Below are 11,957 nucleotides of genomic sequence, written 5' to 3'. Positions count from 1 at the left end.
GGCTGATCTTCGACGTGGTGCGTGTGCGCTTCCGGCCCCGGCAGTCTCCGGTGCTGCGGGGTCAGTGCTGTCCAGGTGTTGGGGACTCTCCTACTGTCACGAGCCCGGTTTCGTAGGCGATGACGAGGAGTTGGGCGCGGTCGCGGGCGGCGAGTTTGGTCATGGCGCGGCTGACGTGGGTCTTGACGGTGAGGGGGCTGAGGAGCAGCTTCGCCGCGATTTCGTCGTTCGAGTGGCCGCGGCCGACCAGTGCCAGCACTTCGCGTTCCCGGTCGGTGAGGCGGTCGATCCGGTAGTCCGTCGTGCGGGAGTCGGTCCGGAGCTTGGCGGCGATGTCGGCGATGAGGCGGCGGGTGACACCGGGAGACAGGAGCGAGTCGCCCCGTGCGACGATCCGCACGGCCTGGATCAGCTCTCGGGGAAAACAGGGCCAGCTCGCGTGCACGGGGGTGTCGGCACGGAGGAAGTTCGGCCATGGTCACCGGGCAGTCCGTCCTTGCCCTTCCACTGATCCTACGCCGCTCGGTCGGGCGGTCTGTTCGTGCGTGTGCGCGGCGTGGCCGGGTATCCGGCAGGAGCGGGCGGGCGGCCTGTTGGGGGCCGTACGGGTGGTGTCCGGCGTGGCCGGGTTGCTTCCCCGGGCCGTGCCGCCGCCTGGCCCGAGAATGCGAGGCGGCGAGTAACAGGCGGGCGGAGGAGGCGAAGCCGAACGGTGCGTACGGCGATGGTCGAGGCCTTGGCGTGGTGGGGTGCCCTGTTCGCGACGCAAGTGATGCTGATCGGTCGGGTAGACGCGGTCGAACTGGCCGTGGCGGGGGCCGCCGCCACGGTCGGCGCTCTGGCGGCGTGCCGCATCCGCCGCGCGGTGCCGGCCGCGCCGGGAACCCCGCGCGCGAGGCGGCCCCGCGCGGCGACTCTTCGTGGCGTGCTGGCCCTGCCGTGGTCGCTGGTGCGGGGGAGCGGGGTGCTGGCACGCGACGTGCTGCACGGCGGCGGATGCGCGGCGGGAACGCGGGTCGCCACCTTGCAGGAGGGCACGCGCACCGCTTCGGTCGCCCTGCTCCTCGCCGCGTCGCCCGACAGCTGCGTCCTGGCGATCACCGAAGGTCCGGACGGCGAGGACCGGGTGGAGGTGCACGCCCTGCGGCGCCGTCCGTCTGCGGTGGAGCGGGCGATCACCGGACGCGGGAGGACCCGGTGAACGCCTGGGAGGCGGCCGCGCTGGTCCTGCTGGCGGCCGGCGGGCCGGTGTGCCTGTGGGGCGTCGCCCGCGGCTCGGCGGTGCGGCGGCTGACGGCGCTGTCGCTGCTGTCGACCGTGGTGGGCGCCGTGTTCATGGTGCTGCCCCAGGCGTACGCGCGGCCGTCGTACCAGGACCTCGCGCTGGTGCTCGCGGTCCTGTCGCCCGCGGGGACTCTGGTCTTCACCCGCTTCGTCGCGGGACGGCCGTACGACAGCGAGGGACCGGAACGAGAGTCCGTACGGGAGACATCGTGACCCGCCCGGGAGATCGGGCGAGCGGGGAGGCATGCCGATGAGCGGAACGCACATCGCCGTCCTGGTGCTGCTGTGGGCGGGAGTGGCGAGCGTGTTGCTGTCGGTGGCCGCGCTGATACGGCTGCGAGGGCCGCTGATGCGGCTGCACGCGCTGGCCGCGGCCTCCTGCCTGGGACTTCCCCTGCTGGCCGTCGCGGTGGCGCTCCAGGAGGGAGCGGGCCGCGCGGCCGTCAAGTCGCTGCTGATCGGGCTGGTGTTCGCCGCGGGTGGCACCGCGAGTGCGATCGCCGTCGGAAAGGTGACGTCCGAGGCGGAGAAGCGGGGGGAGCGGTGAACGAGGTCGTGGTCGGCGTCGCGCTGGCGCTGGTGGTGGTCTGCGCCACGCTCGCGGTGCTGTGCCGCGAACCGGCCAGGCAGGCCGTGGTGCTCGGAGCCCTCGGCCTCTGCCTCGCCGTTCTGTTCGCGGTCCTCCAGGCGCCGGACGTCGCCCTCTCGCAGATCGCGGTCGGGACCGCGTTGACGCCGCTGCTGATCCTGCTCACGGTCCGGAAGGTGTCCCGTCCGATACGCGACGCGGACACCCACCCCGGCGGCCCGGAAGAGCCCGGCAGTCCGGAACAGCCGGGCGGGCAGCCGGATCCGGACCTCGGACCGGGCGAACGGCGCCCGCCGGGCAGGGGCGGAGCATGAGCTCCCGGACTCGGCTGCTGCTGTTCGGCGCCGCCGCCCTGGTCATCGCCGCGTTCTTCGCCGTCGCCTGCACCGAGATGCCGCGGTCCGGTGGCGCCTCCCACCCGTACGGGGACCGGGCGGTGGCCGCGGCCCTCGCCCACCGCACCGCCAACGTCGTGTCGTCGGTCAACTTCGACGTCCGGGCCTTCGACACCCTCGGCGAGGAGTCGATCCTGTTCGGCACCGTACTCGGGGCGACGCTGCTGCTGCGCCTGGCCCGGGACGAGCATCGGCGGCCCGCCGCGTCGGAACGGGTGCTGCCCACCACGCGGCTGCTGGGCACGGTGCTGCTCCCGGTCGCGCTGGTGGTCGGGGTGTACGTCGTCGCGCACGGCCAACTCAGCCCGGGCGGCGGGTTCCAGGGCGGTGTGGTGCTCGCCACCGCGCTGCACTTCGGCTACGTCGCCGCCGACTACCGCGTGCTGGAGCGACTGCGGCCGCTGGCCGTGCTGGACGTCGCCGACTCGCTGGCGGCGGCTTCGTTCACCGCGATGGGCCTTGCCTGCCTCGCGGCGGGCGGCGCGTTCCTGCGCAACGTGCTGCCGCTGGGGACCTTCAACACGATCACGTCAGGAGGAACGGTGCCGCTGTTCAACGCCGCGGTCGGCGTCGAGGTGGCCTCGGGTGTGATCGTGCTGCTCGCGCACTTCCTCGACCAGGCCGTCGAGATCACCGGACCGGGCGAGACAAAGGAGGAACGCTGATGGGTGTGTGGCCCTATCTTGCCGCCGGATGGATCCTGCTGGTGGCCCTGTACGGACTGGTGACCAGCCGGAACCTGATCCACGCGGTCGGGTGCCTCGCGGTCGCGCAGTCCTCGACCTACGTCATGCTCCTCGCCGTCGGATACCGCGACCACGGTACGGCGCCCGTCTTCTCCGACCTCCGGCCCGGCTCCCGCCCGCTGGTCGACCCCGTCGTCCAGGCCCTGGCCCTGACCGACGTCGTGGTCGGGGCGACCGTGACCGCGCTGCTACTGGCGCTGACCATCCAACTGCGCAAGCGCCATGGGACCGTCGACCCCCAGGCCCTGACCGGGCTGCGGGGCTGACGGGGTGACCGCCGCCGTCCTGCTGCCCGTGGCGGTGGCGATCCCCCTGCTCGGCGCGGCGCTGCTGGCGGTGGCCGGCCGGGTGCTCCCGCGGGCCGGCTGCGACGTCCTGGCGACCACGGCAGCCGCGGGCGAGGTCGTGTGCCTCGCGCTGCTGTGGCCGCGCACCGGCGGTGTCGCCACGGCCCGGCTGGGCGGCTGGCCGGCACACGTCGGCATCGCCCTCGTCGCCGACCCGCTCGGCGCCGGGCTCGCCCTGCTCGCCGCCTGCCTGGTCCTGGCGGTCGTCGTCTACTCCTGGCGGTACTTCGACGAGCCCAGCGGGGAGCGCGCCGGCGTGTTCCCCGCGATGGTGCTGCTCTTCGAGGCGGGCATGGTCGGCTTCGCGCTGACCGGCGACCTCTTCAACGCCTTCGTCTTCTTCGAGTTGATGGGAGCGACCGCCTACGCGCTGACCGGTTACCGGATCGAGGACCCCCGCCCGCTGCAGGGCGCGATCACCTTCGGCATCGTCAACTCCTTCGCCGCGTACTGCTCCCTGCTCGGTATCGGCATGCTCTACGCACGCACCGGGCAGCTCGACCTCGCCGCGATCGGCCGCCAACTGGACCGCCACGACCACGCGGACCTGCTGGTCGTCACCGCCTTCGTCCTGGTCGTCACCGCGATGCTGGTCAAGGCCGCCGTGGTGCCCTTCCACTTCTGGCTCCCCGACGCTCACGCCGTCGCGCCGACACCGGTGTGCATGCTGCTGTCCGGCGTCATGGTGGAACTCGGCGTCTACGGCGTCGCCCGCGTCTACTGGACGGTCTTCTCCGGTCCGGGAGGCGTGCCGCACGACGCGTTCCGCCACACCTTCACCGCGCTGGGGGCGCTCACCGCTCTGGTCGGCGCCCTGATGTGCTGGCAGCAGCGGCACCTGAAGCGGATGCTCGCCTTCTCCACCATCAGCCACACCGGGCTGTTCGTGGCCGCGCTCGCCCTGCTGACACCGGGCGGCACGGCGGGCGCCGCCCTCTACGTGGCCGCGCACGGATGCGCCAAGGCGGCACTGTTCGCGCTTACCGGGGTGCTGCTCGACCGGCACGGGTCCGTCGACGAGTACGGACTGCACGGCCGCGCCCGCGATCTGCCGGTCGCCGGGGTCCTCTTCGTGCTGGGCGCGCTCGCCCTCGCCGGGTTCCCGCCGTTCGGCACCAGCCTGGGCAAGGCCCTGAGTGAGGAGGCCGCCGCCGGTTCCGACGGATGGCTCCTCCCCGTCTACGTGGCGGCCTCCGCGGTGACCGGCGCCGCGGTGCTTCGCGCGGGGCTGCGGATCTTCTGGGGCGCCGGTCCGGTTCCCCGCAGTCGCCCGGACGAGGCGGAGACGTCGGGTGAGGGCGAGGAACCCGAGGTCCGCGACCCGCGGCGGGCCATTCCGCCGATGATGATCGTGGTACCCGCGCTTCTGATCGGACTCTGCGCCACGTTGGGATGCCTGCCCGCAGCTTCGCGCGCCCTGGCACGAGGTGCCCGCGCCTTCACCAGTGCCGCCGCCTACCGCGACGCCGTGCTCGGCGCGGCGTCCACCGTCACCGGCCGGCCGCCGTCCTCGGCGTGGACCACCGTTGGTGTGCTCCTCGGCCTCGCCTCGACCGCGCTCGCCGTTCTCCTTGCGACGTTGGCCGTCTGGGCCCCGCGCCCGGAGCGTCCGCTTCGTACGGCGGTCGCCGCGATCCGCCGGCTGCATTCCGGTCACCTTGGCGACTACCTCGCATGGCTGGCCGTGGGGGTCGCAGTGCTGAGTGTGGTGCTCGCCGCGCAGACATGACCACGTGGTCTTGAGCGCCCCGCTGCCGGTGCCGATGTCCAGGACGTCCGTGCCCTGCGCCAGGTGAGGGCCCGGATCAGCAGCCGGGTGTCGTGCTGGGGGGGCGTAGACACCGGGCAGCCTCAGCGCCCTCTCCCGTCGGCGGTCCATGGGAACGGTCATCCCGTCGTCACCTCGCACCAGGTCTCGTGGCGGCCCGCGCCCCTCGTGAAGCTGCCCGGGGCATCGTCGTGGGGCTGGCTGGATCTCCGCTGCCTGCTTGCGCGAGGCAACGCACCTGCGACCCGCCGCTTGGCGGCGCTGACCCCCGGGTGCCCCCTCCGCCGGACGGGATGCGCGGATTGCGCGCAGTGTCCGAGGAGGCGCGCCGCCGCCGTGGGGTGCAACGTTGCTCTGGTGAGGCGAAGCGATCAGGACCGTCCACGTACCAGGGCGGCGTTCAGTTCTGGCATGGCCGGGCAGGCGCCCTGTATGACGGCAACCCATCTCGAACAGGAAGTGACATTCGAAGGAGCGGGCCCGCTCGACGCCGGCCGTCTGGACGCGCTGCCGAAGGTGGCGCAGGTGACGGAGGCGCCGCGCGAGGAGCTCGATGCCGTGTACTACGACACTGCGGACCTGCGGCTGCTGTCCCGAGGGATCACCCTGCGCCGGCGCCGCGGGGGCCACGACGAGGGCTGGCACCTGAAGCTGCCCGCGAGCGCCGGCAGGCGCGAGGTCCACGCGCCGCTGCGGGCCGGCAAGCCGGGGGAGGTCCCCTGGGAACTCGACCGTAGGGTCCGGGCGTACACGCGGAGCCACCGGCTGGGCCCGGTCGCGCACTTGCGCACCCACCGGCGGCGGCACCTGCTGCTGGACCGGAAGGGCCGCACCCTCGCGGAGGTCGCCGAGGACGAGGTCGACGCGCACATCCTCGACGTCGAGCGGCTCCGGACCGCCGCCATGCACTTCGCCGGCCCGGAACCCGCCGACTCCCGCGCCGGAGCCACCCGCCGAACCGACGCGCGGGACACCGCGCCCCGCGGGTCCGGGGCGGACGGAAGCGGCACGAGCACCCGCGTCGTGCACTGGTCCGAGGTCGAGGTCGAGAAGGAGCGCGGCGACGAGCGGCTGCTGGGCGCCGCCGACCGCTGGCTCGACGCGCACGGCTGGAGCCGGCCGGCGCGCACCGGCAAGCTCGACCACGCGCTGGGCGCCGCGCTGTCCCTGCCGCCGGACGCCGCCCCGCCGTCCCGGCCGCGCCCGGGCACGGCCGGGGAGTGCTTCATGCGGCGGCTGTCGGAGCAGACCGACATCCTCCTGGAGACCGACGCCGCAGTCCGCGCCGACGAACCCGACGCGGTGCACCGGATGCGTACGACCAGCCGCCGCCTGCGTAACCTGCTGCGCGACAACCGACCGCTGCTGGACCGCCGGCGTACCGATGCCGTCGCCGTCGCGCTGCGCCGTCTCACCCGGGCGCTGGCCGATGCCCGCGACCACGAGGTGCTGGCGGCCGATCTGCCCCGGCAGGCGGCACAACTGACGGAACCTCAGGAGCGCGCGCTGGCCGGCCGGATCGCCGGCCAGGAGGCCGCGCGCTACGCCGAGGCACACCGCTCGGCGGCCGCGTGGCTGGACCGGCCCGCCTACTTCGCGCTGCTCGACGCCCTCGACGGGCTGCGCACCGAGCCCCCGCTGCGCCCGGGCAGGAGCCGCCGGCCGGCGGCGAAGCACCTGCGCAAGGTCGCCGCACGGAACCACCGCCGCCTCTCGCGCCGGATGAGGACCGCGGCCGACGCCCCCGCGGGCCCGCCGCGGGACAAGGCGCTGCATCAGACCCGCAAGGCCGTCCGCAGGGCACGTCACTCCGCGGAGACCGCACTGCCCTATTCCGGTAAGAGGGCGAACAAGTACCGCAAGCGCGCCAAGGCCCTCCAGGGAGTGCTCGGCGCGCACCAGGACGCCGTCGTGGCCCGGGCCGAACTTCCCGACCTCGCCGCGCGCGCCCGCCGGCGGGGAGCGGACACCTACGGTTACGGCCGGCTCCACGCCGAGCAGGAACGCCGCGCCGCCGCGGCGCTCGATGCCCTCCCGTCGATGTGGCGGCGGCTGCGCCCGTACTGAGGAAGGGGCCTGCCTCCGTCCCGGGCTTCCGCACTGCCGGCCCCGTGCGTCGGTGTCGCCTGCAGGAGCCGGAGATGAACGATGAGAGCGGCTCCGTCGGGTCGGCAACCGCCTGGCGCGTCGGCCGGGTGTGGACGCAGCGACAACAGGAAGCCAGAGAACGGAGTAGGGCTGCGATGACCGCAGGACATGATCGGGACGACGACCCGCGCGGTCCGGGCGGCGGTGCCGGCCGGACCGAGACCCCCGAGGAGCGCGCGGACCGGCGCTGGACGGACCTGCTCCAGGAGTTGCGGGTCGCGCAGACCGGCGTGCAGATCCTCTTCGGCTTCCTGCTGACGGTCGCGTTCCAGCAGCGCTTCACCCAACTGACCGCCACGGACCGGGACATCTACGTCGTGACGGTCATCCTCGGCGCGGCCACCACTGGCGCTCTGGTCGGGCCCGTCTCGATACACCGGCTGCTCACCGGACGCCGGCTCAAGCCGGAAACGGTGGCATGGGCGTCCCGCCTGACTGTGTTGGGCCTGGTGCTGCTGCTGTGCACCATGGCGTCGTCGCTTCTGCTGGTACTGCGCGTGGTCGTACGCGACCCGGTCGCGGGCTGGCTGGTGGGCGCGATGGCGGCGTGGTTCGTCCTGTGCTGGTTCGTGCTGCCATTGTGGGCCCGGCACCGCAACACGTCCTGACGGCGCGGCGCGTCGGGCAACGTGTGCGGTCTGAGCGGAGGAAGGCTCACGGCGTCTTGCGGTGAAGTCCCCACGATGCGAGATCAGTTGGCGATTTGGCGGCAGCCGCGTCTGTCGGACGTGGCCGTGGCGGCTAAGCAGGCCCGGGCAGTCGGGCCGACGGTGCACGCCTGGGGCGACCCCGGCTTCTCCGCGCGGCGCGCACAGCACATCTTCAGGACCTGGACCGGAGAGGACGAGAGGTGACCATGCCCGAGGAATTTGGCGAGGACGTTCGCGGAGCGGTGCTTTTCGACGTGGACGGCACCTCGATGGACACCGTGTACCTGCACACCGTCGCGTGGTGGGAGGCGCTGAGGCAGCAGGGCTCGGTGGCGACTATGGCCCGGATCCACCGGTACATCGGGATGGGCAGCGACCACCTGCTGGATGAACTGCTCGGCAAGGACCGGGATCGGGGCGCGGACGAGACCCTCAGCGCCGCGCACGACACCCTCTATGCGCAGTACTGGTCCCGGCTTGTTCCGCTGCCCGGTGCGTCCGCCCTGCTACGAGAGTGCTCCGTGCGTGGATGGCGCGTGGTGCTCGCCTCGTCTGCCAAGCAGGAGGAGGCGGAAGTGATGACCCGTGCGCTCGACGCGGACGAGGCCATCGACGCGATCACTACTTCCTCTGACCTGTCGTCCAGCAAAGCGGCTCCCGATCTTGTCCAGAGGGCGTTGGAGCGGGCGGCGGTCCCCGCCGAGCGCGCGGTCTTCGTCGGCGACGCCGTGTGGGACGCGAAGGCCGCCCGCAAGGCGGGAGTCCGCTGCCTGGGACTGGTCGCCGGCGGCTGCTCGGCAGGGGTAGGGCGAGGCGGGAATGGAGAGGGTGTACAAATCCCCGGCGGATCTCCTCGACCACCTCGACGACAGCATCCCTGCGGGGCCCTCCGGCGGAAAGTGACCCTGGCCGACTGCCCCGGCGCTTCGCCGGGGAGTCCTGGCCTGCCGAGCGGGGAGCGGTCGGGCGTCTGGTGCCTCCACCCGGACGGACTTTCCCGCGAAGCGGCCTCAGCCGACCCTTTCTACGCTGGTCCGGCGGATGCCGGACAACGGCATGTCACCTCCCTGCGGAGGATGAAGTCCTTTGGGAGGACCGATGGCGATCCGGCACCAGCTGATCGAACGCACTCCGGAGCAGGTCTGGGCGGTGCTGGCCGATCCACGGCGCTACCACGAGTGGGTGGTCGGTGTCGCCGGTTCGGCCTCCAGCAAGGGGGAGTGGCCCCGGCTCGGCGCCGACCTCGTCTACCAGGTGGCGCTCGGACCGTGGAAGGGTCACGGTCGTACGGTCGTCCGGCGCTCCGAGGCCCCGCACCTGCTGGAGTTGGAGGCGGACAGCGGTCCCTTCGGCTCCGCCAGGATCGCCCTGGAGGTTCGGCCGTGGGGCGAGCAGGACAGCGGCGTGATCATCGATGAGCACCCCCTGCGGGGCGCGGCGGGTTCGTTGCACAACGTCGTCGTGGACGCCTTCCTCCAACTACGGCATCGCAGCATGCTCAAGCGGCTCGCCGACGTCGTCGAAAAGCGCACCCCCCGTGACCGGGAACCGTTGCACACCGTCAAGTGACCGTTCGTGGGCACGACGCCCTCCCGGGCTCCGACCGGCCCACGCACGGGCGGCAGGCGGGCGACGTCCGCCACCAGGACCGAGGAAACGGGAGCACGTCATGCCGGACGCGGTGGTCATCGGGGCAGGCCCGAACGGTCTGGTCGCCGCGAACCTCCTGGCGGACGCCGGCTGGAGCGTGGAGGTCCTGGAAGAGCAGCCCGAGCCCGGCGGGGCGGTGCACAGCGACCATGACGTCCACCCGGACTTCGTCAGCGACGTGTTCAGTTCCTTCTATCCCCTGGCGGTCGCTTCCCCCGCGCTCGCCGCCCTCCGGTTGGAGGACGAGGGGCTGCGGTGGAGCCACGCGCCGAGCGTGCTCGCCCACCCGCTGCCCGACGGCCGCTGCGCCGTCCTGGACCGCGATCCGGACGCCACCGCCGCCAGCCTGGAGTCCTTCGCGCCGGAGGACGGCGACGCCTGGCGGGAACTGTACGGACTGTGGAACCACGTTGGGGAGGACCTGCTGGGATGCGTGTTCGCGCCCTTCCCGCCGATCCGCAGCGGGGTACGGCTCCTCGCGAAGGTCCGGGCGGCCGGTGGGCTGCGCCTGACTCGCATGATGATGCTCCCGGCACGGCGGCTCGGCGAGGAGTACTTCGCGGGGGACGGCGGTCGGCTGCTGGTGGCCGGCAACGCGCTGCACGCGGATCTGTCCCCGGAGTCCGCCATCGGTGGCGGCTTCGGCTGGCTGATGTCCATGCTCGCCCAGCGGCACGGGTTCCCCGTGCCGGTCGGAGGGGCGTCCGCGCTGACCGAGGCGATGGTCCGGCGTCTGGAGCGACAGGGCGGGAGAGTGCGGTGCGGCGAGCGCGTCACCGAGGTCGTGGTGCGGGGCGGCCGCGCGCTCGGTGTGCGGACCGCGACCGGCGAGGCCGTACGCGCCCGGCGAGCGGTACTCGCAGATGTCTCCGCACCCGCACTCTTCACGCAACTGGTCGGCGCCGAGCACCTGCCCGCGCGGCTTGTGGCGGACCTGCGCCGCACCTTCCAGTGGGACTTCTCCACGTTCAAGGTCGACTGGGCCCTGGACGGCCCGATCCCCTGGACGTCCGAGGGGGCTGCCCGTGCGGGCACCGTGCACCTCGCCGACGGTGTGGACGACCTGACCCGCTACGCCGCGCAGATCGCCGTCCGGCACGTCCCGGACCGGCCCTTCCTGCTGCTCGGGCAGATGACTACCACCGATGCGACCCGGTCTCCCGCGGGAACGGAGTCCGCGTGGGCCTACACGCACGTCCCCCAGGAGATCAGAAGCGACGCCGGGGACGACGGCCTGACCGGGACCTGGGACCGTGGCGAGCAGGAGGCCATGGCGGACCGGATGGAGGCACGAATCGAGCAGTACGCGCCCGGCTTCCGCGCCCGTATCCGGGCCCGCCGCATCCTGGCCCCGCCGACGTTGCAAGCGAGGGACGCCAACCTGGAAGGCGGCGCGATCAACGGCGGCACCACCGCCCTTCACCAGCAACTCGTTTTCCGGCCCACACCCGGCACCGGACGCCCCGAGACTCCCGTCAAGGGCCTGTACCTGGCATCTTCCGGGGCGCATCCCGGCGGCGGGGTCCACGGAGCACCAGGTGCCAACGCCGCGCATGCGGCGTTGCGCGGCCCGATCCCGCGGTCCGTTGTCAGCTCTGTGCAGCGCGCCCTGACCTCCCGCCGCTGACAGCCGCCCGCTCGATCGCGGACCGCACCGGCTCGTCCGGCGCTGCACGCCGTACGCCAGGCTGCGCCCGCCTGACCATCGCTGCAGACCTGCTCGTCGTAGCCCGGCCTGGGCCTTCAGGGCACCCGCACCGCCAGCAGCGCGATGTCGTCAGCGTCGGCGCCCAGGCCGTGCAGGAGTTCCTCGACGAGAGTGGCGACCGATTCCCCGGCCCAGGAGGCCGCCTCCCGACGCAGCCGGGTCATGCCGCGTTCCAGGACCTCACCGCGGCGCTCGACGAGCCCGTCGGTGTAGAGCAGGAGCGTCGATCCCGGGGGGCAGCGGGATGAGCAGCGGGGGAGGGTGCCCGGCCCGGGACCACTCCACGACCCACGGGCCGCCCGGTTCGCCCTTGAGCAGGGCGTACACGCAGGTGGCGGTGGTCGACGGGTGCAGGGTGTGGTTCGCGCGGTCCAGCCGGCCCAGGATCTTGCCGGCCGGCTCCTGCCGGTCGCAGGCGATCCCGCGCAGCATGTTGCGCAGCTGGCTCATCGTCACGGTGGCCTGCAGGTCGTGGCCGGTGACGTCGCCGATGATGAGCGCGATGTCGCCCTGCGGCAGCACGAAGCAGTCGTACCAGTCGCCGCCCACCTCGGCGGTCGTCTGCGAGGGTTCGTACCCCGCCGCGAGCCCGAGCGGCGCGATGTCGGGCAGCGACGGGAGCAGGGAGCGCTGGAGCCGCTCGGCGATGCGCTGGGTCTCGCGGTGCAGGCG

At 73.0% G+C, this 11,957-nt stretch carries 13 protein-coding genes and 2 pseudogenes; 12 read left to right on the top strand and 3 right to left on the bottom strand.

The genetic code is table 11. The annotated features are described in order from the left end of the window. Positions 1-61: 61 nt before the first annotated feature. Positions 62-421, bottom strand: a pseudogene (locus C4U44_RS28135) (response regulator transcription factor); the annotation flags it as partial. A gap of 303 nt (positions 422-724) precedes the next feature. On the opposite strand from C4U44_RS28135, the gene C4U44_RS41670 reads away from it, so the two are divergent. The 12 genes and pseudogenes from C4U44_RS41670 (at position 725) to C4U44_RS28080 (ending at position 11,204) form a co-directional block, all read left to right on the top strand. Continuing rightward, positions 725-1,201 carry a hypothetical protein gene (locus tag C4U44_RS41670; RefSeq protein ID WP_160145119.1) on the top strand — a complete coding sequence of 159 codons (477 nt, stop codon included), beginning with the start codon at positions 725-727 and terminating at the stop codon, positions 1,199-1,201. Then, positions 1,198-1,497 (top strand): MrpF/PhaF family protein, encoded by a 300-nt coding sequence (locus C4U44_RS41665; RefSeq protein ID WP_160145118.1) that lies wholly within the window; start codon positions 1,198-1,200, stop codon positions 1,495-1,497. Before C4U44_RS41670 ends, C4U44_RS41665 begins: the two co-directional genes overlap by 4 nt. A 37-nt stretch (positions 1,498-1,534) precedes the next feature. After that, a complete protein-coding gene (locus C4U44_RS28125; protein ID WP_160145117.1) occupies positions 1,535-1,831 on the top strand; it encodes a monovalent cation/H(+) antiporter subunit G in 297 nt (98 codons plus the stop codon). Then, entirely contained in the window at positions 1,828-2,187 is a 360-nt protein-coding gene (locus C4U44_RS28120; RefSeq protein WP_103888864.1) for a Na(+)/H(+) antiporter subunit B, read from the top strand. Before C4U44_RS28125 ends, C4U44_RS28120 begins: the two co-directional genes overlap by 4 nt. Continuing rightward, on the top strand, positions 2,184-2,933 hold the full coding sequence (locus tag C4U44_RS28115; protein ID WP_103888863.1) for an MnhB domain-containing protein: 750 nt from the start codon (positions 2,184-2,186) through the stop codon (positions 2,931-2,933). The genes C4U44_RS28120 and C4U44_RS28115 overlap by 4 nt, the downstream gene beginning before the upstream one ends. Beyond that, positions 2,933-3,280 (top strand): sodium:proton antiporter, encoded by a 348-nt coding sequence (locus C4U44_RS28110; RefSeq protein ID WP_103888862.1) that lies wholly within the window; start codon positions 2,933-2,935, stop codon positions 3,278-3,280. Before C4U44_RS28115 ends, C4U44_RS28110 begins: the two co-directional genes overlap by 1 nt. 4 nt (positions 3,281-3,284) lie before the next feature. Next, complete coding sequence (locus C4U44_RS28105) at positions 3,285-5,090, top strand: complex I subunit 5 family protein (RefSeq protein ID WP_103888861.1); 1,806 nt, start codon at positions 3,285-3,287, stop codon at positions 5,088-5,090. Between the two features lie 471 nt (positions 5,091-5,561). Further along, positions 5,562-7,196, top strand: a complete 1,635-nt coding sequence (locus C4U44_RS28100; protein WP_103888860.1) for a CYTH and CHAD domain-containing protein — start codon at positions 5,562-5,564, stop codon at positions 7,194-7,196. 176 nt (positions 7,197-7,372) lie between these two features. Then, a complete protein-coding gene (locus C4U44_RS28095) occupies positions 7,373-7,885 on the top strand; it encodes a DUF6328 family protein (protein ID WP_103888859.1) in 513 nt (170 codons plus the stop codon). Positions 7,886-8,133: 248 nt separating this feature from the next. Continuing rightward, positions 8,134-8,655 (top strand): annotated as a pseudogene (locus C4U44_RS28090) (HAD family hydrolase); the annotation flags it as partial. 370 nt (positions 8,656-9,025) lie between these two features. Then, complete coding sequence (locus C4U44_RS28085; protein WP_103888858.1) at positions 9,026-9,496, top strand: SRPBCC family protein; 471 nt, start codon at positions 9,026-9,028, stop codon at positions 9,494-9,496. 100 nt (positions 9,497-9,596) lie between these two features. Beyond that, positions 9,597-11,204, top strand: a complete 1,608-nt coding sequence (locus tag C4U44_RS28080; RefSeq protein ID WP_103888857.1) for a phytoene desaturase family protein — start codon at positions 9,597-9,599, stop codon at positions 11,202-11,204. 116 nt (positions 11,205-11,320) lie between these two features. Here C4U44_RS28080 and C4U44_RS43495 read toward each other — a convergent pair whose 3' ends face one another. Then, positions 11,321-11,503, bottom strand: a complete 183-nt coding sequence (locus C4U44_RS43495; protein ID WP_322973693.1) for a SpoIIE family protein phosphatase — start codon at positions 11,501-11,503, stop codon at positions 11,321-11,323. Further along, positions 11,466-11,957, bottom strand: a 492-nt coding sequence (locus tag C4U44_RS28075; protein ID WP_322973689.1) for a PP2C family protein-serine/threonine phosphatase, incomplete at its 5' end; no start/stop codon positions are given. The genes C4U44_RS43495 and C4U44_RS28075, both read right to left, overlap by 38 nt.

Origin of the sequence: Actinacidiphila yanglinensis, assembly GCF_900107965.1 — a bacterium.
In the GTDB taxonomy this organism is placed as follows: Bacteria; Actinomycetota; Actinomycetes; order Streptomycetales; family Streptomycetaceae; genus Actinacidiphila; species Actinacidiphila yanglinensis.
The sequence above is the reverse complement of the archived record's forward strand: the minus strand, read 5'-3'. Positions and strand labels throughout refer to the sequence as shown.